25 protein-coding genes and 3 tRNA genes are annotated in these 26,558 nt (G+C 50.7%); 25 read left to right on the top strand and 3 right to left on the bottom strand.

All coding sequences use genetic code 11. The annotated features are described in order from the left end of the window. The first annotated feature begins 85 nt into the window (after positions 1 to 85). Positions 86 to 170, top strand: a tRNA-Tyr gene (locus tag IEX98_RS11560). A gap of 14 nt (positions 171 to 184) precedes the next feature. Next, a tRNA-Lys gene (locus tag IEX98_RS11555) sits at positions 185 to 260 on the top strand. A 160-nt stretch (positions 261 to 420) separates the two neighbouring features. On the opposite strand, the gene ssuE is transcribed toward IEX98_RS11555, so the two are convergent. After that, positions 421 to 969, bottom strand: a complete 549-nt coding sequence (gene ssuE / locus IEX98_RS11550; protein ID WP_188889313.1) for an NADPH-dependent FMN reductase — start codon at positions 967 to 969, stop codon at positions 421 to 423. A gap of 238 nt (positions 970 to 1,207) precedes the next feature. Here ssuE and IEX98_RS11545 point away from each other — a divergent pair, with 238 nt between their 5' ends. From IEX98_RS11545 to IEX98_RS11435, 23 genes are all read left to right on the top strand, one after another. Continuing rightward, positions 1,208 to 2,359: a PucR family transcriptional regulator gene (locus IEX98_RS11545; RefSeq protein ID WP_188889312.1), complete on the top strand. Its 1,152-nt coding sequence runs from the start codon at positions 1,208 to 1,210 to the stop codon at positions 2,357 to 2,359. Positions 2,360 to 2,448: 89 nt separating this feature from the next. Then, positions 2,449 to 3,570 (top strand): ABC transporter ATP-binding protein, encoded by a 1,122-nt coding sequence (locus IEX98_RS11540; protein WP_188889310.1) that lies wholly within the window; start codon positions 2,449 to 2,451, stop codon positions 3,568 to 3,570. Positions 3,571 to 3,699: 129 nt separating this feature from the next. Continuing rightward, a complete protein-coding gene (locus IEX98_RS11535) occupies positions 3,700 to 4,296 on the top strand; it encodes a sigma-70 family RNA polymerase sigma factor (protein WP_188889309.1) in 597 nt (198 codons plus the stop codon). Continuing rightward, positions 4,241 to 5,596, top strand: a complete 1,356-nt coding sequence (locus IEX98_RS11530) for a DUF4179 domain-containing protein (protein ID WP_188889307.1) — start codon at positions 4,241 to 4,243, stop codon at positions 5,594 to 5,596. Before IEX98_RS11535 ends, IEX98_RS11530 begins: the two co-directional genes overlap by 56 nt. A gap of 119 nt (positions 5,597 to 5,715) precedes the next feature. Then, entirely contained in the window at positions 5,716 to 6,654 is a 939-nt protein-coding gene (gene hprK, locus IEX98_RS11525; RefSeq protein WP_188889305.1) for an HPr(Ser) kinase/phosphatase, read from the top strand. Positions 6,655 to 6,718: 64 nt separating this feature from the next. After that, the gene (gene lgt, locus IEX98_RS11520) at positions 6,719 to 7,705 is read left to right on the top strand and encodes a prolipoprotein diacylglyceryl transferase (protein WP_188889303.1); all 987 of its coding nucleotides are present in this window, start codon (positions 6,719 to 6,721) and stop codon (positions 7,703 to 7,705) included. Between the two features lie 40 nt (positions 7,706 to 7,745). Continuing rightward, entirely contained in the window at positions 7,746 to 8,423 is a 678-nt protein-coding gene (locus tag IEX98_RS11515; RefSeq protein ID WP_229692099.1) for an HAD-IA family hydrolase, read from the top strand. After that, entirely contained in the window at positions 8,410 to 8,925 is a 516-nt protein-coding gene (locus tag IEX98_RS11510) for an acyltransferase (protein ID WP_188889301.1), read from the top strand. Before IEX98_RS11515 ends, IEX98_RS11510 begins: the two co-directional genes overlap by 14 nt. 216 nt (positions 8,926 to 9,141) lie before the next feature. Continuing rightward, a complete protein-coding gene (locus IEX98_RS11505; protein ID WP_188889299.1) occupies positions 9,142 to 10,365 on the top strand; it encodes an ATP phosphoribosyltransferase regulatory subunit in 1,224 nt (407 codons plus the stop codon). A gap of 32 nt (positions 10,366 to 10,397) precedes the next feature. After that, positions 10,398 to 11,006 carry an ATP phosphoribosyltransferase gene (gene hisG / locus IEX98_RS11500; RefSeq protein WP_188889369.1) on the top strand — a complete coding sequence of 203 codons (609 nt, stop codon included), beginning with the start codon at positions 10,398 to 10,400 and terminating at the stop codon, positions 11,004 to 11,006. A gap of 150 nt (positions 11,007 to 11,156) precedes the next feature. Further along, positions 11,157 to 12,443 carry a histidinol dehydrogenase gene (gene hisD / locus IEX98_RS11495; RefSeq protein ID WP_188889297.1) on the top strand — a complete coding sequence of 429 codons (1,287 nt, stop codon included), beginning with the start codon at positions 11,157 to 11,159 and terminating at the stop codon, positions 12,441 to 12,443. Positions 12,444 to 12,517: 74 nt separating this feature from the next. Further along, positions 12,518 to 13,123: an imidazoleglycerol-phosphate dehydratase HisB gene (gene hisB, locus IEX98_RS11490; RefSeq protein ID WP_188889295.1), complete on the top strand. Its 606-nt coding sequence runs from the start codon at positions 12,518 to 12,520 to the stop codon at positions 13,121 to 13,123. A gap of 1 nt (position 13,124) precedes the next feature. After that, a complete protein-coding gene (hisH, locus tag IEX98_RS11485; RefSeq protein ID WP_188889293.1) occupies positions 13,125 to 13,745 on the top strand; it encodes an imidazole glycerol phosphate synthase subunit HisH in 621 nt (206 codons plus the stop codon). A 493-nt stretch (positions 13,746 to 14,238) separates the two neighbouring features. Then, on the top strand, positions 14,239 to 14,997 hold the full coding sequence (hisF, locus tag IEX98_RS11480) for an imidazole glycerol phosphate synthase subunit HisF (protein ID WP_188889290.1): 759 nt from the start codon (positions 14,239 to 14,241) through the stop codon (positions 14,995 to 14,997). After that, positions 14,994 to 15,701, top strand: coding sequence for a bifunctional phosphoribosyl-AMP cyclohydrolase/phosphoribosyl-ATP diphosphatase HisIE (hisIE, locus tag IEX98_RS11475; RefSeq protein WP_188889289.1), 708 nt, complete (start codon positions 14,994 to 14,996; stop codon positions 15,699 to 15,701). Before hisF ends, hisIE begins: the two co-directional genes overlap by 4 nt. A gap of 404 nt (positions 15,702 to 16,105) precedes the next feature. Continuing rightward, on the top strand, positions 16,106 to 17,056 hold the full coding sequence (locus tag IEX98_RS11470; RefSeq protein WP_188889287.1) for a ribose-phosphate diphosphokinase: 951 nt from the start codon (positions 16,106 to 16,108) through the stop codon (positions 17,054 to 17,056). 142 nt (positions 17,057 to 17,198) lie between these two features. After that, positions 17,199 to 18,989, top strand: coding sequence for a tetratricopeptide repeat protein (locus IEX98_RS11465; RefSeq protein WP_188889285.1), 1,791 nt, complete (start codon positions 17,199 to 17,201; stop codon positions 18,987 to 18,989). 255 nt (positions 18,990 to 19,244) lie between these two features. After that, a complete protein-coding gene (trxB, locus tag IEX98_RS11460) occupies positions 19,245 to 20,192 on the top strand; it encodes a thioredoxin-disulfide reductase (protein WP_188889283.1) in 948 nt (315 codons plus the stop codon). A gap of 186 nt (positions 20,193 to 20,378) precedes the next feature. Next, positions 20,379 to 21,329, top strand: coding sequence for an ROK family glucokinase (locus IEX98_RS11455; RefSeq protein WP_188889281.1), 951 nt, complete (start codon positions 20,379 to 20,381; stop codon positions 21,327 to 21,329). A gap of 54 nt (positions 21,330 to 21,383) precedes the next feature. Then, positions 21,384 to 22,268, top strand: a complete 885-nt coding sequence (gene rapZ, locus IEX98_RS11450) for an RNase adapter RapZ (protein WP_188889368.1) — start codon at positions 21,384 to 21,386, stop codon at positions 22,266 to 22,268. 33 nt (positions 22,269 to 22,301) lie between these two features. Beyond that, on the top strand, positions 22,302 to 23,267 hold the full coding sequence (locus IEX98_RS11445; RefSeq protein WP_308421779.1) for a gluconeogenesis factor YvcK family protein: 966 nt from the start codon (positions 22,302 to 22,304) through the stop codon (positions 23,265 to 23,267). 7 nt (positions 23,268 to 23,274) lie between these two features. Beyond that, positions 23,275 to 24,204, top strand: a complete 930-nt coding sequence (gene whiA, locus IEX98_RS11440; RefSeq protein ID WP_188889279.1) for a DNA-binding protein WhiA — start codon at positions 23,275 to 23,277, stop codon at positions 24,202 to 24,204. A 117-nt stretch (positions 24,205 to 24,321) separates the two neighbouring features. After that, complete coding sequence (locus tag IEX98_RS11435; protein WP_042168817.1) at positions 24,322 to 24,591, top strand: HPr family phosphocarrier protein; 270 nt, start codon at positions 24,322 to 24,324, stop codon at positions 24,589 to 24,591. Between the two features lie 235 nt (positions 24,592 to 24,826). On the opposite strand, the gene clpP is transcribed toward IEX98_RS11435, so the two are convergent. Further along, entirely contained in the window at positions 24,827 to 25,411 is a 585-nt protein-coding gene (clpP, locus tag IEX98_RS11430) for an ATP-dependent Clp endopeptidase proteolytic subunit ClpP (RefSeq protein ID WP_188889366.1), read from the bottom strand. 1,011 nt (positions 25,412 to 26,422) lie between these two features. After that, positions 26,423 to 26,497 (bottom strand) — tRNA-Arg (locus tag IEX98_RS11425). Between the last annotated feature and the right edge of the window lie 61 nt (positions 26,498 to 26,558).

Here is a 26,558-nt window from a genome sequence, read left to right as displayed (position 1 = left end):
CTCGGTAGCTCAGTCGGTAGAGCAGAGGACTGAAAATCCTCGTGTCGGCGGTTCGATTCCGTCCCGAGCCACCATTTAGTTTTTCGGAGGGCTAGTGAAGTGGCTAAACACGGCAGACTGTAAATCTGCTCCTTTCAGGTTCGGTGGTTCGAATCCATCGCCCTCCACCATTTTCTCTTTATGAGAGCCATTAGCTCAGTTGGTAGAGCACCTGACTTTTAATCAGGGTGTCGAAGGTTCGAGTCCTTCATGGCTCACCATTTTTTTAAACGTAGAACCCGTCGAGAGGCGGGTTTTTTTGATGTCTATTTAGAACTTTATTTTGATGTTTTATTTGAACTTGTATTAAGTCTCCATATATAAAGGGCTGCCGCAAGGTCATTGTTGACCAAATACGGCAGCCCTTCTTTTATAAACGTATTAAGCTCTGCGTTTCAATTCTTCAACGAGCTCTGTGATCGTGGCATCAAGCCGCTCCTTCAGCTCGTCATTCAGCTGAAATTGCGATTCGCCAACTCCGGAGTCCAGGCGGGCGATTTGGGAGTCGATCGCATAGACGCCGCTGCCGAAATGCTTCGCGTTAAGCGAAGACAGTACAGGCTTCAGCGCGTAGTCGATGGAGAGCAGATGAGCGATCGTGCCGCCGAGGAAAAGCGGTGTAACGAATTTGCCGCTTAATCCTTTTTGCGGGAGCAGATCAAGGAAGGTTTTGAGTACGCCGGTAAAGGAAGCTTTGTAGACAGGGCTTGCAATAATGACAGCCTCCGCCGCTTCAACTTTCGCAGCTGCCTCAATAATTGGCTTGCTGTCGAACTTGGCATGGATGAGATCCTCTGCAGGAAGCGAGGCCACAACTACATGTTCAAATGAAATGCCCTGCTCGGACAAGTGGCTTTCTACATATTGCGTAATGCCGGACAGGCGCGAGCCTGGATTTGGACTTCCAGATAGGATAACGACTTTAGACATATAAATTCACTCCCTATAATGAATATAATTCCGATGTATTAACTTTGAATTAACTCTACCATCTTTTAACACAAGCGTCAACGGATTTGCAGAGCGTTCCATTTCCTTATCATTTTAACGCTGTCAGGGGATAATGTGAACCACATGATTATCGGAATAGCTGAAATTGCCAGGCGGTATATGTTACAATGACGAAAAAAAGGCATCATTCATGGCTGGAGATAGGAGATAGACAAAAATGAGCACGACAGAATGGTTAAACCCGCTGGAGCACATTTTGAACTGTCCGGTTCGTTTGGTTACTTTGCAGCAATCCGATTGGGAAGAGTTGACGAAGAAGGCTGACCGCGTATTTCTTGGCGATGACCCTAACAGCCGATTGGCGGCAGAAGGCAGCCGTGTTGAGCAGGAAGGCACTGTGTGGATCGTTGCGGGCAACGTTAACAAAACGATTGAAGCTATCGAGATTCAAAGCCCAGGCCTGCAGCAAAGGGAGCTGGAGCTTATTAGCTGGACGCTTCGCACGCAAAGCCTGCGCAATCAAACAACCAAAGCCTCCGCGGCTTCCTTATCGGAAAGCGAGAACTTTGCACTCAAGCTAAGTGAATGGATCCAGCAGCAGCTGGAATCGGAAGAGCCTTCTTATTCTATACCTGACAGCCTTACGGCTGGCGGCAAGCTTTTTGCCGAAATGATCCCTTTTCTTCTTATTACAGAGCAGCCCAATACGAAGCAAGCCGCTTTTTCTGAACTGGAGAAGCTGCTTCGCTCTTTCCTGGCTGACGATATTTTACTGATTCCGCTTAAAAATCAAGAATGGCTCATATGGGGCCCGGCTTCCCTTCTGAGGGATGCGGATTCTGAGCTCGCTGACGACGAGGATGAGGAAACGGTTGAGGACAGTCTGGCATCGATCTGCCATGGACTGCATGAAATGCTCGCCAGTGAATGGATTGGCGAGTGCCATCTGGCCGTTGCACACCCGACAAGTCCGGCGAAGGGCATCGTAGAGACGACTGCACTTCTTCGTGAAACGATTAATCTGGGACGCAAATTCCATGTCGGCACCAATATCCATTTGCCGTGGATGCTTCAACTGGAGAGATTGCTCAATGCCATTCCAGAGGTTCAGCGCTCGCGTTATCTGGAGCACTCGCTCAAAAGAAGCGAGCTGTTTGTCGAAGCGGAGATGCTCGCCACGCTGGAAGCCTTCTTCGCGCTTGATTGCAATGTCAGTGAAACGGCAAAAAAACTGTACATTCACCGCAATACACTGCTCTACCGGCTGGATAAGCTGAAGCAGGAGACAGGCCTTGATGTGAGGCAGTTCAGAGATGCCGTATTGGTTAAAATCATTTTACTATTGTACAAAGTTACGAAAAGAAATTAGTTTTTTTGTACAGTTTGTGCATAGTCAGCATACTGGGCTGTGGGATAAGATATAAGCATAACGAAATTTCTTTTAGGGGGAAAAATCACATGGCAGGCGTACGCTTAGAAGGCATTTACAAAAAATACCCGGGTTCCGACAAAGCATCGGTAACTGACGTTAACCTTGATATCAAAGACAAAGAGTTTCTCGTATTGGTTGGTCCATCCGGTTGCGGTAAATCGACAACACTGCGTATGATCGCAGGACTTGAAGAGATTTCCGAAGGTAAATTGTTCATCGGCGACCGTCTTGTAAATGACGTAGCTCCTAAAGACCGCGACATCGCGATGGTATTCCAATCCTACGCGTTGTACCCGCACATGAATGTATACCAAAACATGGCTTTCGGCCTTAAACTTCGTAAATTCAAAAAAGCGGACATCGACAAACGCGTTCGTGAAGCCGCTAAAATTCTTGATATTGAGCACTTGCTCGACCGTAAACCAAAAGCACTCTCCGGCGGTCAACGTCAACGTGTCGCTTTGGGACGCGCAATCGTGCGTGAGCCGCAAGTATTCTTGATGGATGAGCCGCTCTCCAACTTGGATGCTAAACTTCGTGGTCAAATGCGTGCGGAAATTTCCAAACTGACAAAACGTCTGGAAACAACGACAATCTACGTAACGCATGACCAGATCGAAGCAATGACGATGGGTGACCGTATCGTTGTTATGAAAGACGGCTTTATTCAACAAACTGCTTCGCCGGAAGAGCTTTACAACCATCCGGTAAACATTTTCGTAGCTGGCTTTATCGGCGCGCCTTCGATGAATTTCATCAGCGGCACGGTTTCCGAGCAAGGCGGAGCTTTGAAATTCAAAGCGACTGGCGTAGACGTTGCGATTCCAGAAGGTAAAGCAGCTGTTCTTCGTTCGAAAGGTTATGTAGGCAAAGAAGTAATTCTGGGCATTCGTCCAGAGGATCTTCACGAAGAGCCTGTATTCCTGGAAGCATCCCCGAACACAATCGTTAACGCGAACATCGAGGTTGCAGAAAACCTGGGTCACGAAATGTACCTGTACCTGAACGGTATCGGCACAGAAACAGTTATCGCACGTGTAGACGGACGTTCCGCGCTGCGTGACGGTTCCAGCGTTAAACTGGCTCTGGACATGAACAAAGTACATTTGTTCGACAAAGAATCCGAGCTGAACATTTTCGAAAACTAATCAATCCGTTATTCCAAGGCTGTCTCCCGATGGGGGGCAGCCTTTTTTACATTTATCCGGTAAAAGAAAAACCGTTTGAGCCATATGCGCGTCTAATTGTCACAAGAGGTTGCGCGGAGGGGGAAGGGCATGGATAAAGACGAGTGGGCGGCCGCTGCGGTGAAAGGCGATGAAGATGCGTTGTTTCGACGAATCGATATCGATAAGCGCCAGCTTTACGGCATTGCCTATTCTTATATGAGGAACGAGACGGATGCCGTGGAAGCTATGCAGGAAACGGTATGCAGAGTGTGGGCGAAAAGGCGTTCGCTTCGAGATCCGAGGCTATTCACAACTTGGATGATTCGGATTCTAATACGCGTCTGTATGGATGAACGGAAAAAGAAGCGCAGAGAGCTGGTATCTGCTGATTCATTCGTTCAGGGCTGGTCTGAAAGCCGCGCGATAAATAACTTGCCGGATATGGCGGAGCGAATCGACATGGAAGCGCAAATTAAATCGCTGCCGTCGAAATACCGGATGGTCATCGTTTTGAAGTATTACCGGGATTTAACGATTACGGACATTGCAGAGCTGTTGGAGAAACCGGATGGAACGGTACGTACTTGGCTTCATAAGGGCCTTACGCTTTTGAAAAATGATCTCACAGCGATAGGAAAGGGGGAGGACCATGGACAGGGAGGCAGAAAAGGGATGGGAAGAAGTGCTTCAGGCGCTGCGGAATGACCGTGAGCAGCTGGAGCAAGAACAGCATGAACCCAGTGATGAAAAGCTTGATGCGGCAATACTGACGGGCCTGAAGCTTGGCAGCAAACGTTCGGTACGAATGAAGCGGCGTCGGTTCGGGCTGCAAATGCTGGTATCGGCCGTATGCATCTTCATGCTGCTGACCGCGTTTATTAGAGTCTCCCCGGCTTTCGCTGCAATACTGCGCGATATTCCGGGCTTCAGCGGGTTTGTGAACCTGATCGAAAACGATACTACATTAAGAAGCGCAATAAACAATGAATTCATTCAGCCTGTAAACAAGTCGGACAGCAGGAACGGATATACGTTAACGGTAAGCGGCATTATGGCTGATGACCAGCGCGTCGTCATTCTATATACCGGTACTGGACCGGGCGTGACAAAAAATACGGAGATTAAGGAATATGTCATTCAAGATGGTGATGGCGAAAAAATTGTCGGTTCCATTGCATGGAGCCATATCGCCGAGCGTAAAGAGGGAGCAGCAATGTACGACACGTTTGACATCGTGATGGGAGAAGGTCACCAGGTACCACAAACGATTCATCTGGAAGTCAACTTGGAAGGACAATGGTTAATTGTAGACATTCCTGTCGATCATAGCCGTTTCGCCAATCTTAAGGAGACTATCCCTCTTAATAAAGACTTCGAGGTGGGCGGTCAGCGTTTTACGTTGAGAAAAGCAGTTATTACGCCCTTGCAGATCAGTATTGATGTGCAAACCGATTCCTCCAATGTGAAGAAGTCAAATAGCTTTATTAAGCTGGCTCTTGTCGACGAGAAAGGCAGGCGCTGGGATACAAAAGGCGGATTCGGCATGTTGGACGATGGGATGACGATACATTTTCAAAGCAATTATTTCGAAAAGCCGAAAAAGCTGTATCTTGTCGCCGATGGTCTGCTGCTGTCGGAGCGAAATAAGAAGTTTGTCATTAATACCGATATAGGGGAGACGCTTGAAACGCCGGAAAGCCGTTTTCAGTTAAAGAGCGCGGTGAGCGGAAGTCTTACGGTATCCTTATTGAATCTCGCTGAGCCGGAAACCGGTTATGGATATTGGTTTTTTGATTACGGGGCCACGTTCCGGGATGCATCAGGCAAAATCTATAAGCTGCTAGACAAAGATGGCACCCAGTATTCATGGCGTCCTACCGAGACAGGGTCGGACGCAGAGGCTTACTATGAGATCCCGCTTGCCGACTATGTACAGCCGCTTACTTTTGACGTATATCAATATCCGGGGTATGTGCTGGAGCCGATTCACATTGAAATAAAATAAAGCTTTTGGCGCCGGGCAGCGGTCAAACGTTGCGTTCGGCGCTTTTTTCCTTTACGATGAAGTCATTGGAAATCGACTTACATACAGACATATAGACGGTTAGATGAGGAGGCCGTACGATGGCTAAGAAAGTAAAGGTATCACAGCTGGTTCAGCATTTCTCGCTAGAAATCATATCCGGAGAAGACGGCTTGAAGCGTTCGATTACAGTAGACGATCTGTACCGCCCGGGCTTGGAGATGGCGGGTTATTTCGACTATCATCCAAGTGAACGCGTTCAGCTCCTCGGAAAAACGGAGTTAACGTTTCTGAGCACACTGTCGACGGAGGAGCGTAAATATCGGCTGGCGCAGCTCTGCCACGACGACACGCCTTGTATCATTATAACAAGGGGAATGGAAGCGCCTGCTGAGCTGATTGAGCACTCGAACACCGCACAAATTCCCGTGCTCCGCAGCAATACGGCGACAACGATTCTGTTCAGCCGGATTACCGATTTCTTGGAGAAAAAGCTTGCGCCTACAGCGACGATTCACGGCGTACTCGTGGACGTATATGGCGTCGGGATGCTGATTACCGGAGGAAGCGGTATCGGTAAGAGCGAGACGGCGCTGGAACTCGTGAAACGCGGTCATCGGCTCGTAGCCGACGATGCGGTTGAAATTCGCCAGACGTCGGACAATCAGCTGCACGGAAGCGCACCGGAGCTCATTCGGCATTTGCTGGAGATCCGCGGTCTTGGCATCATTAACGTCATGACGCTGTTCGGCGCAGGAGCCGTGCGCAACACGAAGCGGATTTCGCTTGTCATTAAGCTGGAGAACTGGCAGCAGGACAAGCAATATGACCGGCTGGGGCTTGATGAGGAGAAGACGCGTATTATCGACACGGATGTGACGCTAGTCACGGTACCGGTTAGACCAGGTCGAAACTTGGCCGTCATTATCGAGGTGGCCGCGATGAACTTCCGCTTGAAGCGGATGGGCTACAATGCTGCTCTGCAATTTACGAACAAGCTGACGGAGACGATTGCTGAAGACGCGGACGACTACGATTGATCGTGCCTGTGAAGCTTGGCTGAAGGAACCCATTCCAAGCGATAAGAAAAGGAGCTTATAACTCATGAGTATGATGATTAATCCCATCGCTTTTTCAATAGGGACGCTAGACGTGCGTTGGTACGGCATTATTCTAGGTACAGCCGCGCTTGTAGGCCTTCTGCTTGCTGTCCAAGAGGGCAAGCGCTTCGGGATCAAGCCCGATTTCTTCATGGACCTGCTGCTGCTGGGCGTGCCTTCTGCCGTTATTGGCGCCCGTATCTATTATGTAGCGTTCAAATGGGATGATTACAAAAACAATTTGCTGGATGTTTTCAAAATATGGAACGGCGGTATCGCGATTTATGGTGCGCTGATCGGCGCCTTCATCTGCGGTTATTTCTATTTCCGCTATAAAGGCTACAGCTTCTGGCGGCTGGTCGATATTTGTGCGCCTTCCTTGCTTGCCGGTCAAATGATCGGACGCTGGGGCAATTTCATGAATCAAGAGGCATATGGCGGCGTGGTAGAAGAAAGCTTTCTCCGCGATACGCTGCATTTGCCGAATTTTATCGTCAATCAGATGAATATTAACGGGGAAGGTATTTACCATCATCCCGCGTTTCTGTATGAATCAATCTGGAGTCTAGTGGGTATTGCTATTCTGTTCATCTTGCGCCGTCAAAAGTTTTTGCGTGCAGGCGAGCTGGTCGCGAGCTACTTCATCTGGTATTCCATCGGACGCTTCTTTATTGAAGCATTGCGTACGGATAGCTTGGCCTTCCAAGGTCCGGCATGGCTGGCTTCTCTCGTGAATGGTCTTTGGACGCCAATGACCGTGTTGTTCGAGCAAGGTTACCTCGATCCGGCTTACGGCAATATTCGGATTTCACAGCTTCTGGCGCTCGGACTCATTATTGCAGCTGTTGCTTTTATCATCATACGCAGAGTGACGGGGGCTGCTTCGGCGCATTACTCCGATCCTATCGTATCGACGAAGGAAGCGGGAGCGTCGGCATCCGAAAGTGCAGCGGCAGCGGAGCTTGATCGCGCGCCAAAAACAGAAGGATAACGGTAAAGCGTATTTCAGACAAGTAGGAGTGAAAGCAAACGTGATAAAGCCTGTACGTACGATGCTGTTTGATCTGGACGGGACTATAGTAGACACCAATGAGCTCATCATCCGCTCGTTTCTGGAAGCATTGAAGGGCATCGCCCCGGAAGGCTTTTCACGGGAGCATATTATTCCAAGCATGGGCCTGACGCTATCGGATCAGATGAAAATTTTCTCCGGACTGGAGCAAGTGGATCATCTGATCGCGGCGTACCGCGAAGTGAATTACAGGCTGCACAATGAGCTGGTCAAGCCTTTCGCCTATGTAGGTGAAGTGATGGACCATTTGCAAAAACAAGGGGTTCGCATTGGCATTGTGACGACGAAAATGCGGCTCAGCACAGAGAAAAGCTTGAAGTTCGTCGGTTTGTATGACTATATTGTTCCCGATGCGATCGTAACGATCGATGACGTGAAAAATGCGAAGCCGCATCCTGAGCCCGTACTGATGGCGCTGGATAAGCTGGGTGCAGCGCCTGAGGATGCCATTATGGTTGGCGACAGTCCTGTCGATATGCAGTCGGCCAACGCGGCGGGTGTCGTGTCGGTTGGTGTTGCCTGGTCGCTTAAAGGAGCGGAAAAGCTGCGGGAGAGCGGTGCGAAGCATGTCATTGACGATATGCGGGAGCTGTACGCTTTTGCCGGATTGGAGCGGGAGAAGCTTGCGGGACGTTGAGATTTATCCGGTAGAAGGGCCAAACGCGTTATGGCAGGTATACTCGACGGTTAGCCGCTTTAAGGCGGTTCGCAACTTTATTTTCATCCAAATCGCCCGCTATTGCCCGATTCTGCCGGTGAAAAACTGGATCTACCGCCGTATCCTCGGTATGAAGGTAGGCAAGCATACCGCCTTCGCGCTGATGGTGATGGTCGATGTGTTTTTTCCTGAGAAGATTGAGGTCGGAGACAATAGTATAATCGGCTATAATACGACGATATTGACGCATGAATATTTGATCCGTGAGTACCGGCTTGGCCGTGTGCGCATTGGAGCGAATGTAATGATTGGCGCCAATACGACGATATTGCCGGGCGTGACAATTGGCGATCATGCGGTCGTAGCAGCGGGCTCGGTCGTCCACAAAGATGTACCGGCCTATGCTTTCGTTGGCGGCAATCCGATGCGCGAGATCAAACGCTCGCCGGGCAGAAGCGAAGAGAAAGAAATTCAGGGTTAATCCTGAGCTCAATAGAAAGTTTCCCTCACCCTCTGCGGAGTTTAACTCTGCGGGGGGTGAGGTTTGTTTAGATGAATTGGACGAATTAGACGAAGATGGATTCACAGGCAGATAGTCTTGACGAATGAGGAAGCTTCATGCTAATATCGATAAATACTTTATTTTATTAGCAATTTAAAACTTTAATATACTAAAGCATTTGAGGGTGAATTCAAAATGTCGAAACCAAAGGTATTTGAAAAGCCGATTGGCGTAAAAGATTACCTCCCGAACGCCGTGGCAAAACTGCGCCAAATTGAGCGCGACGTGTTGACCTGTATGTCGGGTTGGGGTTACGAGCAAATTATTACGCCAACAATTGAGTATTACGATACGGTTGGTGTAGCAAGCTCCACATCGGATCAGAAGCTGTTCAAGCTGCTTAACAATCGTGGAACTACGCTCGTATTGCGCTCCGACATGACGGCGCCAATCGCGCGTGTCGTTTCTTCTTTGTTGAAGGAACAGCCGTTTCCGCTCCGTTTGTCCTATCACGTTAACATATTCCGCTCCATTGAAGAGGAAGCGGGCCGGGAAGCGGAGTTTTTCCAGACGGGTGTCGAGCTTGTTGGGGATGCTTCGGCTGAGGCAGATGCGGAAGTCGTTGCACTGGCTATTGCTTCTCTGAAGGCGGCAGGGGTAGAACGGTTTAAAATCGCTATCGGTCATATGGGCTTCCTGAACGGCTTGTTCGAGCAGACATTGTCCGGTAATACCGATGCGCAAGAGCAATTGAAGGCTTGCCTGCTCGGCCGTGATTACGTCGGTTACCGTGATCAATTGCGCAAGCTGTCGCTGGCAGAGCCGGTGCAACGCGAGCTGGAGAGCATCTTGCGGCTGCGCGGCGGCCAAGAAATTTGTGAGCAAGCGCTGGAGCTTACGACTGATGCGACGGCGCAAGCGTCCATTCGCCATTTGTGCGAAATCTGGGATGTGCTGAAAGCCTATGGCGTATGCGAGCATGTGTTGATCGATCTGACGATGATCGGTGACTTCTCCTACTACACAGGCATGACCTTTGAAGGCTATGCGGCAGATCTGGGCTTCCCAGTCGTTAGCGGCGGCCGTTACGACAATCTGCTCGGCCAATTCGGCCGTCCGACACCGGCGACAGGCTTTGCCATTAAGACGACACGTATTCTGGAGCTGCTTGGCGACCAGGACGATACGGCGGCATTAGCGCCGCGTGTGCTGATTGGTTACGACGCAGAAGGACGCGCTGAGGCGCTTGCAGAGGCGCAGCGTTTGCGCGGCGAAGGACAATCGGTCGTGACGGAACGGATGAGTGCAGAGGAAGCAGGTAAAGTGGCAGAGGGCGCTTTTTCATATAAAGGCAATAAATTTACGGAGCGGGCGTTCTACATCGCCGGCATTGAACGGACAGGAGGCAGCCAGGCGTGAGCGGAGCAGGTAAAGATATTTTGAAGGTAGCGATGCCGAAGGGCCGGATCTACAAGCAGGCATCGAAGTTGTTTCGGGAAGCGGGACTGCCGATTCCGAGCGATTTTGACGATACGCGCAAATTGATTATTGAACTCCCTGAGGCAGGAATGGAATTTATTATGGCGAAGCCGGTAGACGTTCCTACTTACGTGGAATATGGCGTGGCCGATATCGGGATTGTCGGCAAGGACGTTCTGATGGAGGAAAACAAGGATGTCTACGAGCTTCTGGACCTTGGCATTGCAAAATGCCGGATGTCGGTTATTGGACTTCCTGACTGGAAACCGATTATCAATCCGCGTGTAGCGACTAAGTATCCGTCTGTCGCTTCGGCCTATTTCCGTGAACGCGGCCAACAGGTTGAAGTAATCAAGCTTAACGGCTCTATCGAGCTTGCACCGCTGATTGGACTGGCGGATCGGATCGTCGATATGGTGGAAACGGGACAAACGCTGCGGGAAAACGGCCTGGTCGAGATGGAAGAGATATTCGGCATTACAAGCCGTCTCATTGCGAACCGCGTGAGCTACCGGATGAAAAACGATGCGATTCAAAGCCTGTGTGATCGGCTTCAAGTGACGATTGCTGCGAAGGTTTAAGCTTATCGCATAGGTAAGTGAAGAGTCGGAACCGTAATGGTTTGAAGTATACGAGGATGCGGCTTGGCTCGGTTGATCGAAATTGAGGTTTCCTTCTTATAAACGATTGAAACTAAGGATCAGGCTGCTGTGATAGGGGGATTAGAGGCTATGCGTATTATGAAGCCGGAGCAATTTGGATTGCAGCGCGAGGTGGAGTATGGATCGCCGGCGCAAAATGAAGCGGTTCGCCAAATCGTTGAGGGCGTCCGGACGGAAGGAGACGCGGCACTGCTGCGTTATACGGAGGAGCATGATCGTGTTCGTCTGGAAGCGTCATCGCTGCGTGTGACGCAGCAGGAGATTGAAGCGGCGTATGACAAGGTAGACGCTGATTTTCTCACGGCTATCCGTGAGGCGGCCGTGAACATTCGGGTATTCCACGAGAAGCAGCTGCGTAATTCGTGGATGGATTTGCAGCCGGACGGGACGATGCTGGGGCAAATTCTCCGCCCGCTGAAGCGGGTCGGCGTCTATGTGCCCGGCGGCAAAGCGGCGTATCCGTCGTCCGTGCTGATGAACGTCATTCCGGCACAGGTGGCCGGCGTGCCGGAGATCGTGATGGTAACGCCGCCGTCTACAGGCGGCAAGGAAGGGATCGACCCGTATATTCTCGTAGCCGCCGCTGAGGCGGGCGTCAAGGAGATGTACCGGGTCGGCGGTGCGCAAGCGATTGCCGCATTGGCATACGGCACGGCATCGATCGCTCCGGTCGATAAAATTTGCGGACCGGGCAATATTTACGTGGCGCTGGCGAAGCGCGCCGTATTCGGCGCCGTCGATATCGACAGCATCGCCGGGCCAAGCGAGATCGTTGTGCTCGCCGACGAAGCGGCGAATGCGTCGTACATCGCGGCCGACTTGCTGTCGCAGGCCGAGCATGATGAGATGGCATCTGCGATTCTCGTGACGCCGTCGGAGTCTTTGGCGCAAGCAGTTGCCGCTGAGGTGGAACGCCAGCTGGCGACGCTGCCGCGCGAGGCGATTGCCCGCGCATCGATCGACAGCTACGGCGCGATCTTGATCGTCGACTCTCTGGAAGCGGGAATTGACGTCGTGAACCGCTTGGCTCCCGAGCATCTGGAAGTGCTGACGGCAGACCCGATGAGCCTGCTAGGCTTGATCGAGAATGCAGGCGCGATCTTCCTCGGACCGTACAGCTCCGAGCCGGTAGGCGATTATTTTGCAGGACCGAACCACATCATTCCGACGAATGGTACGGCGCGTTTCTCGTCGCCAGTGAACGTGGACGATTTCTTGAAGAAGTCGAGTCTGATCTACTACAGCAAGCAAGCTCTGCTCGCAAACGGCGGCAAAATTATGACGCTGGCGCGGCATGAAGGGCTTGAGGCGCATGCCCGGGCGATTGAGATCCGTTTAGAGCAAGAGGGTCAGTAAGAGCGGGAAGAAGGCTGCTGTTTGAATCGACAGTAGGTGAGTATTGAACTATGAATGGAAAGAAGGATGGAATAATGACTGAGCTTAACAGCGTTCAGCGTAAGGCTGAGATTGCACGCAAGACGAACGAAACGGATATTAAGCTGTCGTTTGCAGTAGACGGTACGGGCGAAGCGAAACTTGAGACAGACGTTCCTTTTTTGAACCACATGCTGGATCTATTTACGAAGCACGGCCAATTCGATCTGCAGGTTGAAGCACGCGGCGACATTGATATTGACGATCATCACACGGTTGAAGATATCGGAATTTGCCTCGGTCAGACGCTGCGCGAAGCGCTCGGCGACAAACGCGGCATTAAGCGTTATGCGAGTGTTTTTGTACCGATGGACGAAGCGCTTGCCCAAGTTATTATCGATGTGAGCAACCGCCCGCATTTTGAATACCGTGCGGAATATCCGTCGGCACAAGTTGGCAGCTTCTCTACAGAGCTGGTTCATGAATTTTTGTGGAAGCTGGCGCTTGAAGCCCGCATTACGCTTCACGTCATCGTACACTATGGCCATAACACGCACCATATGATCGAAGCGGTGTTCAAAGCGCTCGGCCGGGCAATCGACGAAGCGACGAGCATCGATCCACGCGTACAAGGAGTGCCTTCGACGAAAGGGGTACTGTAGCATGATCGCAATCATCGACTACGGCATGGGCAACCTGCACAGCGTGAGCAAAGCCGTAGAGAGACTTGGCTATGAGGCCGTCATTACGGCTGATCCTGCTGTTATCGCTGCGGCGGACGGCGCGATCCTTCCAGGCGTTGGCGCATTTGGCGATGCAATGGACAATTTGCGCGAGACGGGTATGGATGCGGTAACGAAAGCGTATGCCGCATCCGGCAAGCCGCTGCTCGGCATTTGCCTGGGTATGCAGCTTTTATTTAGCCAAAGCGAGGAGCATGGGATCAACGAAGGATTGTCGCTGCTTCCGGGCAAGGTCATCCGATTCCAAGGCGACTACAAAGTGCCGCATATGGGTTGGAACAAGCTGGGCTTCGAACAAAGCGAAAGCCCGCTGTTTAAAGGATTGGACGAAGGGCATGTCTATTTCGTTCACTCGTATCACGCGAAGCCGGAGCAAGCCTCCGACCTGCTCGCGACGACCGATTACAATCAGCAAGTAACGGCAATCGTCGGTCGCGGCAACGTATACGGCATGCAGTTCCATCCGGAAAAAAGCGGCGAGCTGGGCATGCAATTGCTGGGCAATTTTCTTGCTCTGGCGGGAAGCCCGGTGAAGAGTTAGTATCGTAGCTCTAATGCCTTCAGTGGGGGATACCGAGCTGTGCGGCTCGGCTGACGGGTCACGCCATTGGCGAACCATAGTCGCTAATAAGGAAACTAACTTAACTCCCGTAGCTGCCTTATTCTACAAGTACCGATAACGAACCCACTTCGCAAAATAACGAAACTGACTTTGCTACGGAGGCCAATCCAAGCTAAAGTTGGCCTGCAACGAAGCAGCTTCGCAAATTAGCGAAGAGAAGTTCGTTGTAGGAGTTAATGCGAGATGGTTACTGTGACGGAGCGAAGCGAATTTCGCAATTGGCGAACCAAGGTTCACGGAAAGCGAAATTTGCTTCGCTAATTGGATAATAGCCCGTCGAATTTAGGCTAATAGCGAATTTAGCTTCGCCAAACAACGAACCAGCTTCGTAGTGGATACGATCTGCGCGGTTCAACATAAAAGGCAGCGCTGCAAAGCGCTGACCGACTCAAGCAAGAGAGGAGAGTGCAGTATGCTGGCCAAACGTATTATTCCGTGTCTGGATGTGAAGGACGGCCGTGTAGTGAAGGGCGTCAACTTCGTCAACCTGCGCGATGCAGGGGACCCGGTTGAGCTGGCGTCCACTTATGACCGCGAAGGAGCCGATGAGCTCGTATTCCTTGATATTTCCGCTTCGGTTGAAGGCCGTGCGACGATGATTGAAGTCGTGAAGCGGACAGCAGGCGAGATTACGATTCCGTTCACGGTTGGGGGCGGCATCTCCCATGTCGACGATATGAAGAGATTGCTGCGTGCAGGCGCAGATAAGATCGCGATTAATACGGCCGCGATTCTGAATCCGTCGCTCGTTCGCGACGGCGCGCGCAAATTCGGCTCGCAATGCATCGTGGTCGCCATTGACGCGAAATACAACGAAGCATGGGGCGAGTGGGAAGTGTTCACGCACGGCGGCCGTAAAGAGACCGGCATCAAGGTGCTGGAATGGGCGCGTGAAGTCGAAAAGCTGGGCGCAGGCGAGATTCTGCTCACCAGCATGGACGCGGACGGCACGAAGGACGGCTTCGATCTGAAGCTGACCCAAGCCATTTCCGATTCGCTGAGCATTCCGGTTATCGCTTCCGGAGGAGCAGGCAAGGTTGAGCACTTCGGCGACGTGTTCCAGCAGGCGCATGCCGATGCGGCGCTAGCAGCTACGATTTTCCACTATAAAGAAATGACAATACGCGAAGTAAAAGACGACTTGCGGCAGAAAGGCGTGGAGGTTCGATGACCGATCAATTGAAACAGCTAGCAGCTCTGATTAAATGGAGCGAAGAAGGCCTCGTACCTGCCATCGTTCAAGATGCGCAGAGTAAAGAAGTCCTCATGCTCGCTTATATGAATGAGGAGTCCCTCCGGTTGTCTGCGGAGAACGGTGTTACTTGGTTCTGGAGCCGTTCGCGGAATGAGCTGTGGAACAAAGGCGCGACAAGCGGCCACACGCAGCGCATCCGCTCGATGTCGTATGACTGCGACGCCGACACGCTGCTCGTGAAGGTTGACCAAGTTGGACCGGCATGCCACACTGGCAAATACAGCTGCTTCTTTAACGATATTGAGGTGCAGGGTGCAGACGCTGCTAACCAGCAGAGTGAAGAGTCCGATCGTTTTGCGATTCTTGGCAATCTTGAGGGGGTTATCGCACAGCGTTATGCGGAACGCCCGGAGGGAGCTTACACGACGTATTTGTTCGAGAAGGGTCTCGATAAAATATTGAAAAAAGTAGGCGAGGAAGCGACGGAAGTTATCATCGCAGCGAAAAACGGCGACAACGACGAGCTTCGTTCCGAGGCGAGCGATTTGCTGTTTCACTTGCTCGTATTGCTGCGCGAGCGCGGACTTCCGCTTGACGATGTGATGCGGGAATTGAACGGACGCCACGGCAAACCAGCCTCCAATAATGCAATGAAGCGCGAACAGGCGGGTGGCCAATAGGCTATGCGGCCTTAAAGCCGATTGGCATAGACACGGCTCCACAACGGAGCTGATCGATGCTGACCGGCTTTTCCCCTGTCCGCACAAATTGGACAATACGCTGATTATATAAGCGTCCGGTGTTGAAAGATGTCGGTTTTGTCCGCTTGCTGGCGAAAAAGAGTCGAAAATTGCCAACAGCTGATTTTTGAATTATCGTAAATACAATGTATAATGGTATAGTAAAGACGAAATGGCTGGCGTTCTTGTAGGGGAGACGCAGCATTTTATCAAAGCGGCCGGCTTGCCGCGATGCTGAAGACAGCCGGCGCAAGCAAGCTTTTGCAGAGGGTACCAGCCCATGTCAAAAGCCCGACGTCATGTCCAATCTTATTAATTGGTTTTAAAACGCTCAGGAGGGTATCATGTTAAGCGACAAGTTGCGTATTTTCTCGGGTTCGTCTAATCCGGTTTTGGCCCAAAAGATCGCCGAGGACTTAGGATTGACACTCGGCGCTATCAAAATGTCCCGTTTCAAGAGCGGGGAAGTGTACGTTCACTACGAAGAAACGATTCGGAACTGTGACGTATTCCTCGTTCAATCTTTCTCTCATCCGATCAATGAGCATTTCATAGAACTGCTTGTTATGATTGATGCGGCAAAACGGGCATCCGCCAAAACGATTAACATCATTATGCCGTACTACGGGTACGCTCGTCAGGAACGGAAGGCTGCGCCGCGTGAGCCGATTTCGGCCAAAATGGTGGCAGATGTGCTGACGACGGTCGGCGCGAACCGGGTCCTCACGATTGACCTGCATGCACCGGCTATTCAAGGCTTCTTCAATATTCCGGTAGACCATATGACAGCGCTGGATTTGCTCAGCGACTACCTGAAATCGAAGAACATCAAGAACCCGGTTGTCGTTTCTCCGGATGCGGGACGAGCTTCCACAGCTGAGAAGCTCGCCAACTACCTCGATACTTCGTTTGCCATTATGATCAAAAAACGTCCTGCGCATAACGAATCGTCCATTACGCACGTAATCGGCGACGTTCAAGGGCAGACGCCAATCATTATTGAAGATTTGATCGATACGGGCAACACGATCGTGAACGTAGTGGAAAGTTTGAAGGAACGCGGTGCGGAAGACGTGTATGTATGCGCAACTCATCCGTTATTTTCCGGCAATGCCATTGAGCGTTTGGATCATCCCAATATTAAAGAAGTCGTCGTAACCGACTCCATTCTGCTGCCGGATAACCGTCCGGAGCGCTTTACGGTTCTCTCGGTTGCGCCGTTGCTTGCAGAAGCAACAAGAATTATTATCGAAGGCGGTTCGATCAGTACCCTCTTCAAAAATGCCGGCGTATAGGGCCGAATTTGCATAGCTAGTCACGGAAAATCGCGGGCGGTTAATATAACGTCCGCGATTTTCCCACATATTCTTTCGTGTTAGGATAGGCGTTGCTATGGTATAATCGTAGAAAATCAGAAGATCGGGAGGTGCCTTGCCGGTGAAGGAGAAGAAACGAGCTGCCTTGGAACAGCCAACGAAAATTATACCGATACAATGGGACGCGACGTTTTTTTTCGAGAGGGCGGTACGATCACTGGACCGTTACCACTATGACAAGGCACTGAAGTATTTCCGTAGAGCTGTGGAATACGAGCCGGACAATCCGGTTAATCATTGCAACATGGCTGGTATTTTATCTGAAATGGGCAATTACGAGGAATCCAATCGCATTCTGAATTGGATCGTCGATGAACTTGATCCTACAATGACGGAATGTCATTTTTATATGGCGAACAATTACGCCAATATGGAGCTTTACGAAGCGGCTGAAGGCGCGCTTGTGCATTATCTGGAAGAAGACATGGACGGCCAGTTTCTGGACGAAGCGGAAGAAATGATGGATTTGCTTCATTTCGAGCTGGAACGGCCTACTCGTCTCACAAGTATTAAGTCCCGCGAAGGGATGGTCGAGCACGACCAGGCGCGAATGCTGCTTGAAGAGGGCAAGTTTGCCGAAGCAGTGCGGATTTTAGAGCAGATTATCGAGGCACAGCCTGATTTTCTTGCGGCACGCAACAACTTGGCGCTGGCGTTCTACTACATGGGCTTGTTCGACAAAGCGATGGATACGATTCGCGAAGCTTTAGAGATCGAGCCGGGCAATTTGCATGCCCTTTGCAATCTGGCGATTTTCTATCAGCATAAAAGCGACACCGAGCAACTGGCGCCGCTGGTGGAGATGCTGGTTAAGACCATGCCGTTCCACCAGGAGCATGTGTTTAAATTGGCTACGACAATGGGCATCTTAGGAGAACATGAGTCTGCTTACCGCCATTTCACCCGGCTGCTGAAGGATACTTCGCTGCCTCAGGACCCGTGTTTGTATCATTATGCGGCGGTAGCGGCCTGCAATATCGGGCGCTATGCGGAAGCGGAGCGCTTGTGGAAGCAAGCGGCGAAGCTGGACCCGGATTCGGGTATCCCTCGCTATTATATGGAACAGCTTGAGTTGGTCAAAGGCGGTGAGCATAACGCTTCAATCAGCTACCATTACCACCTGCCATTCGAGGAGCAGTTCAAGCTTTGGGAAAACTCCTCCGACGGTTTGCCGGATCATATGAAGCGGGATCCGCTCGTGCGTTCTTCGTTCTTCTGGGCGTTGCGCCACGGCGATCAGCATACGAAGCTTCAAGTCATTCAAGCGCTCGGCATGATTGCCGATAACGAAGTGAAGGATGTGCTTCGCTCCTTCTTACTGGAGAAGGACGAGGACGATTACTTGAAGCGGATTGCGATCTTTGTTCTTCGCACGATTGGCGTACAAGAGCCTCTTCAAGCGGTGCTTGAGGGCAAATCGACGGTCATCGAGCCGAATCGGGTGCCTTCCAGACTGCCTGTATGGGAGCAAAAGTGGCAGGACGTCGTCGAGACAGCGCTGGTTCGTATGAACAAGCATTATGATCTCGTTCAACAGCATGATCTGATGACGCTGTGGGTTGAGTTTCTGTCCCGGGTCTATCCCGACGTGCCAAAGCTTACAAAGGTAGAAGGCTGGGCAGCTGCTCTGGAATACCTTACGGCTAAGATGCACCGTCGTACGATCTCTTATCACGAGGTATCGCAGCGGTACAACACATCTATTGCAACGGTAAGCAAGAATGTAAAGAAGATCGACGAGGTTTGCGGCATTAAGGAAAAGATGAAGTCGCTTAGCTCCGTGTTCTCCATTACGGACGTCCAATCGGCTAGCGACTCCGATACCGATACCGACTCTGACTTGCTGGAATAGCAAGTCAAGCCGTTATCTCTTTACTCTCTTTCACTCTCCCTCACATGAGGGTTGAACGACATTTTATAAGAACTTGGCGATGGTGAAGCGGAGCGGCCATATCGTCCTGTAGAAGCGGCAGCGTTCGCTTTTGTCCACGAATGGTCCCCATAGGGGACTTTGTTCAAACCATTCGGGGGCAATGGCGATCGGAAGGACGATATGGCGGCACAGCGGCAGTCATTGAGCATCCATATAAACGGAGGTAAACCCAACATGTACAAATCCATTATTATTGGTACAGGCCCTGCAGGCCTCACCGCAGCGATCTATCTGGCACGCGCGAACATGAATCCTCTTGTCATCGAAGGTCCTGAGCCAGGCGGCCAGTTGACGACGACAACGGAGGTTGAGAACTTCCCAGGCTTCCCAGAGGGTATTATGGGCCCTGATCTGATGGCGAACATGCGCAAGCAAGCGGAGCGCTTTGGTGCCGAGTTCATCACAGGCTGGGTGAACAGCGTCGATATGTCGGAGCGTCCGTTCAAGCTGCAAGTGGAAGGCAAAGGCGAATTCGTCAGCGAGACGCTCATTATCTCAACCGGCGCATCCGCGAAGTACCTCGGCATTCCGGGTGAGAAAGATAACGTAGGACGCGGCGTAAGCACATGCGCAACTTGTGACGGATTCTTTTTCCGCGGGAAAAAGATCATCGTTGTGGGCGGCGGTGACTCCGCAATGGAGGAAGCGAGCTTCCTGACTCGCTTTGCCACTAATGTGGAGCTGGTCAATCGTCGTGACGAGCTGAGAGCTTCCAAAATCATGCAGGATCGCGCCAAAGAAAACGAAAAAATTAGCTGGAGCTTGAATCGTACACCGCTTGAGGTTGTAGCTAACGGTATGGGCGTAACGGGTCTGAAGGTCCGTGATAACGAATCCGGCCAAGAAGAGGTTATTGAGACCGACGGGATTTTCATCGCAATCGGCCATACGCCGAACACGAAATTTCTGGATGGACAAATCGATACGGACGATCACGGCTACATTAAAGTGAAGCCGGGTACCTCCGAGACGAACGTACCGGGCGTATTCGCTTGCGGCGACGTGCAGGACAGCAAGTATCGCCAAGCGATTACGGCTGCAGGCAGCGGCTGTATGGCGGCACTGGACTGTGAACGGTATTTGGAAGGCCACATTACACAAGACTGGAGCCAGTCTTTGTAAAAGATTCGGATCCTGCCTTTTCGAGCCCTTTTCGTGGGAACTGCGATTCCTGCGGACAGGGCTCTTTATATGAAGGAGCTGCGGCATTATGCGCCGAAGGCTAGCAGTACGTTGTCTTGACCGAACAAGTGCGTTCGCTTATAGTTGGATACAGAGAAGATAACCTATTAATGAGGTGGACTAGTAATGTCTGAGAAGATTTACGTTGGTGTCGATGTAGGCGGAACCGCCATTAAAGTCGGAATTTGCAATCAGGAAGGCGAGTTGCTGCAAACATACGAAGGGCCAACGGAAACAGCCAAAGGCACAGATGTGATCCTTCAAAATATTGCGCAATATGCCAAGAATATTGTGGAAGAATCGTCATATAACTGGGGGCAAGTGGAAGGCGTTGGCGTGGGAATCGCTGGCTTCCTCGATATTCCGCGAGGCTATGTTAAATTCGCGCCGAACCTGAAGATTCGCGACGTAAATTTGAAGGATTATTTGGAGGACACGCTTCAAGTAAAGGTGCTCGTTAATAACGACGCTAACGTAGCAGCGCTTGGCGAGGCATGGGCTGGAGCTGGCAAAGGCGTTGACAACTGCGTATGCTATACGCTGGGAACCGGCGTAGGCGGCGGTATTATTATCGGCGGCAAAATCGTCGAGGGCTTCGCTGGCATGGCAGGCGAGCTTGGTCATATTGCAATCGTGCCTGATCTGGAAGCGATCCAGTGCGGCTGCGGCAAAATGGGCTGCCTAGAGACGGTGTCTTCGGCAACCGGCATTATCCGCATGGCCAAAGACGCTGTGGAGCGTGGAGACCGTACGACGTTGTCCCTCGTTGAAAATATTATGGCGAAAGACGTTATCGACGCTGCAAAAGCAGGCGATGAAGTGGCTGCACGTATCGTTAACCGCGCCGCTTACTATTTGGGCAGATCGATGGCGGTTCTGGCTGTCGTTTTAAATCCAGAAAGCTTTATTATCGGCGGCGGCGTATCCAAAGCCGGTGATTTCCTATTCGATCAAATCCGTGAAGTATTCGAGAAATATACGCAAAACGAAGCAAAAGACGGTGTGAAAATCGTAGCGGCAACGCTTGGCAACAACGCCGGCGTAGTAGGCGCGGCAGGACTTATTCTGCGTGCGTAGCAGCAGACGACCCCGTTGATTGCAGCAAGCGCAGCGGGTCAAGAGGAGGAAGTTATGGAAGCGGGAGCGATGTCGAAGCTGGTTATTATTACAGGGATGTCGGGCGCGGGAAAGACCATAGCCGTACAAAGCCTGGAAGATCTCGGTTTCTTCTGTGTCGATAATTTGCCTCCGGTGCTCATTCCGAAGTTTGCGGAGCTGATAGAGCAGTCGAACGGAAAAATCGGAAAAGTCGCGCTTGTCATCGATTTGAGGGGCCGCGAGTTTTTTACCGCTTTATCGGAATCATTGAATTTTATTAAAGATCATTTTACGATCAGCTGCGAGATTCTTTTCCTTGATGCGAAGGATGAAGTGCTCGTTCAGCGCTATAAGGAAAGCCGTCGTCGTCATCCGCTGAACCCGGAGGGTATGCCTCTGGAAGGCATTCGAATGGAACGCCGCATGCTGGAGGATCTCAAAGGCTCCGCTTCGCTGGTGATCGATACGAGCAGCATCAAACCGGCTTTACTGAAAGAGCGGATTGTCTCCCGGTTTACGAATCTGGAGCAAAACAGCCTTCAAATCAATGTAACGTCCTTCGGCTTCAAATACGGCATTCCAATTGACGCCGATCTCATTTATGACGTTCGTTTTCTGCCGAACCCGCATTATATTGAGCATCTGCGTCCCAACACCGGGCAAACGCCTGAAGTTTACGAGTACGTGATGAAATGGCCCGAGACGCAGACCTTTTTGACCAAGCTGGTGGATATGCTTCAATTTCTTATTCCTTTATACCATAAGGAAGGCAAGAGCCAGGTTGTCATAGGGATTGGCTGTACCGGCGGCAAGCACCGTTCGGTAGCCATTGCTGAATATTTGGGAAGAGTGCTCGGCAGCAGCGATACGGAGCGTGTTCGTGTCAGCCATCGCGATGCCGACAGAGATAAGCATTGACGAGGTGATGTGATGCAGAGCAGGCATAAAATAATGAGGCGGCCCAAAATTGTCGTCATTGGCGGAGGAACCGGTCTGTCGGTTATGCTCCGCGGACTGAAGGAGAAGCCGCTCGACATTACGGCAATCGTAACGGTTGCCGACGACGGCGGCAGCTCCGGCATCCTGCGCAGCGAGCTGCAGATGCCGCCTCCGGGCGATATCCGCAATGTGCTTATGGCGCTTGCGGATGCGGAGCCGCTTTTGACCGAGGTACTGCAGTACCGGTTTAACAGCGGCACGGGATTGGCTGGCCATAGTCTGGGCAATCTCATGCTAGCAGCGATGACGGATATTGCAGGCGACTTTGTCACCGGCATTCGCGAGCTGAGCAAGGTGCTTGCCGTTCGAGGCAGAGTGCTGCCCGCAGCGGATCAAGCGATTGTGCTGAAGGCAGAAATGACCGATGGTACGATCGTGGAAGGCGAATCTGTTATTCCAAAATCGGGAAAGATCATCAAGCGCGTCTTCGTGGAGCCTAGCGACGTGGAGCCGCTTGCGGAAGCAGTGGAAGCGATCGAGCAAGCGGACGCGATTCTTATCGGTCCGGGAAGCCTGTACACAAGCATTATTCCGAATTTGCTCGTGCCGAAGCTGGCGCAAGCGATTTGCGATTCCGATGCGGTGAAGCTGTTTGTCTGCAACGTGATGACACAGCCGGGCGAGACCGACAACTATACAGTAAGCGATCATTTGGATGCGATTCATGCGCATATTGGTCATCATCTGTTCGACTATGTTATCGTTAATGATGGCGAGATTCCGCCTCAAGTTGAAGATAAGTATGCGGAAATGGGCGCGAAGGCCGTTCATCTGGATCTGGATGAAGTGACGAACAGAGGCTACGAGGTCATTGCTGACCGGCTTGTCCTGTTCCGGACATTCTTAAGGCATGATGCGGAGCGATTGAGCCATCATATCTATAAGCTAGTGGAAAACTGGATGCTTAGAAAGAGGTGAAAAAACGATGTCATTTGCGGCGCAAACAAAAAAGGAACTAACGATGGTTGAAGCGGACACTTGCTGCGAGCGTGCGGAATTGTCGGCACTCATCCGGATGAACGGTTCTGTCAGTGTATCCAGCCGCAAGGTCGTTCTGGACATCTCTACGGAAAATGCGGCTATCGCGCGGCGGATTTATTCGCTGCTGAAGAAGCATTATGAAGTGCATACTGAGCTTCTCGTTCGTAAAAAAATGAGACTCAAAAAAAATAACGTGTACATTGTCCGGATTCCGACAAGGGTACAGGAAATTTTGAGCGAGCTTCGGATCGTGTCCGAAGGATTCGTCTTCAATTTGGGCATAAATAAAGACATTATTCGCAAGCCTTGCTGCAAACGTTCTTACTTGCGCGGTGCTTTTCTCGCCGGCGGTTCGGTCAACAATCCGGAGGGCTCGTCTTATCATCTGGAAATTTCCTCGATGTATGAGGAGCACTGCAATTCGCTTGTTGATCTGGCGAACAAGTTCGATTTGAATGCAAGATGCATCGAACGGAAGAAAGGTTTTATTTTCTACATTAAAGAGGGCGAGAAAATTATTGAGCTGTTGAACATTATCGGCGCTCACCAAGCGTTGTTCAAGTTCGAGGACGTTCGCATTATGCGCGACATGCGCAACTCGGTCAATCGGATCGTGAATTGCGAAACCGCAAACCTGAACAAGACGATTGGCGCGGCGGTACGGCAGATCGATAATATTAAGCTTCTGCAGAAGGAAATTGGCCTAGGTAATCTTCCGGATAAATTGAAGGAAGTAGCGCAGGTTCGTCTCCAACATCCGGATATGAACTTGAAAGAAGTCGGCGAGCTGCTCAAAGGAAACGTCAGCAAGTCCGGCGTCAATCATCGTTTACGAAAAATTGATGAGATGGCAGAAAAAATACGCAATGGGTGAACTTTTATCCTAGTGCATCCTTTGGTATAATGATATAATGATGTACAAAACGGGCTTTATTACATGACATGTGAATGTTGATGCTTTATTGATTATGATATAGGGGGTATGGTTTCCATGACAAGGCTTCCGGTTGTCGTTCGTCTTAAGACGGGACTACATGCTAGACCAGCAGCACTTTTCGTTCAAGAAGCGAACAAATTTTCCTCTGAAGTATTTGTTGAGAAAGACGACAAAAAAGTGAATGCCAAATCGATTATGGGAATTATGAGCTTGGCGATTAGTTCCGGTACTGAAGTTTTTATTAGCGCGGAAGGTTCCGATGCCGAGCAGGCTGTAAACGCTTTAGTCGCACTCGTCAGCAAAGAGGAGCTCGAGAACCAATAATCGCTTGTTTTTCACGGATCACACAGAGAATTTAAAGGGGCTGTCGCTGAAGTCTGTAAAGACTAAGGCAGTCTTTTTTTATTGCGCGGAAAAGACGGGAATTTGACGGCCCGAGGTGGCCGTGATTCGATAGGCTTGTTGCTAATAGGGAGAAAAAGGCGCCGCCCATTGCTGGGCGGCGCCTTTTTTCTGTGCTTTGGAGGCGGAAGCTTGGAGCTTCCTCCATGGAAGATGATTATTGCACTTTCTCGATGACTTTGTCGACGAGTCCGTATGCTGTTGCTTCTTCCGCGCTCATGAAGTAATCGCGGTCCGTGTCGCGCTCGATGCGCTCGAGCGGCTGGCCGGAACGTTCAGCCAGAATGCCGTTGAGCTTGTCACGCATTTTCAGAATGCGGCGGGCGCGGATTTCGATATCGCTCGCTTGGCCTTCTGCGCCGCCAAGCGGCTGGTGAATCATAACTTCGCTGTTCGGCAGCGCATAGCGTTTGCCTTTCGCGCCTGCTGTCAGCAGGAAGGCACCCATCGAAGCGGCCATGCCAACGCAGATCGTCGACACATCCGGTTTAATGTATTGCATCGTATCATAGATAGCCATACCCGCCGTAATCGAACCGCCAGGGCTGTTAATGTAAATGGAAATGTCTTTCTCGGGATCGTCAGCCGCCAGGAACAGCAATTGCGCGATGATCGAGTTGGCCACGACATCATTAACGCCAGTGCCGAGGAAGATGATGCGATCCTTCAGAAGCCGCGAATAAATGTCATAAGCGCGTTCTCCGCGATTGTTTTGCTCAATAACCATAGGAACGAAATTCATGTCCAACGTAAGTCCCTCCTCGAAAATTACAAAGATGATGTTGCTGTAATCCCATAATAGCGGATTGCATTTCAAAAGTCAAAGATAGTCAAACCATTGTTTTCGGACGCCGATTTGGCGCGGTTTGACGGCCGTCAGATGACCATTAAGAGTAGATTAAACGGGCTGATTCATGCTGAACCACTAGATTGTTTTGACCAGTAATAAGGCTGTTTTAACGCGTGATTGAGTAACGGGAGTAATGTGGCAGACCTCCCAGCGCGAGGTGTAATGTTTCATGATAGGGGAGAATAATAAACTGCCGCTCATATGACTGGACCAAATGCTACTCTAAGTTGCTTGAAGACACATAGTTCCAAAACTCGATAAGTGGTTTGAAGTAACCTGAATATATTTCCCCGGAAAGGCTGATCTGACCATTCACCCACATCAAAATGCAAAAGTGCAGGTTGAAGAGCCCGATTTGCTCTAAAATGGCGCTCAAAATGCAAAAGTGCAGTTGAATGGGGCATAAATCGTCGAATTCGAATCAAATCAGGCATACAAAATGTATTTTTGCATTTTGATGGTCTGAAACAGGTGATATGAGGGGTATCAACCTGCATATTTGCATTTTGATATGCTGCAGGGCCATAAATACATAGTTATGTTGAGTTAGTTGGAGGGTAATAAGTGATATGGAGTACTAGGTTCGGGGATGCGATGCGAGTTAGTGGACTAACGTTGAGTAGTTGGCAGGGTTAAAGTAACCATGCGGTGAATGTGCGGAAGCTGGAAAGTCAGAGGATGTAAGACGTAGAAGGATGGAGTGAGGCAGATGATGAAGGGCAGAAAGAAGGCTATACATTGATTATTAAGAGGTAAGTGTTGTAAGTGTTGTTTGCAAGCTAAAGCTGTGAATGAAGGGAATTAATTAAATGCCGCTGGTTGAGATAGGACAAGCAGTAAGACAGCTATTATCTAGACGCAAAAAAACCGCCCCAGAAGGGCGGTTAGCATTCAAAAGTAGTATGGCGCGCCCGCTAGGAATCGAACCTAGATCTCAGGCTCCGGAGGCCTACGTCATATCCATTGGACCACGGGCGCATAATTAAATGGAACAGCAAAAATTAGTATATGATATTCTGGGCGGGAAATCAAGGCCTCT

This window comes from Paenibacillus radicis (ex Gao et al. 2016) (assembly GCF_014641555.1).
Taxonomy (GTDB): Bacteria; Bacillota; Bacilli; order Paenibacillales; family Paenibacillaceae; genus Pristimantibacillus; species Pristimantibacillus radicis.
Note: the sequence above shows the minus strand (reverse complement) of the source record. Positions and strands in the feature narration are given on the sequence as shown.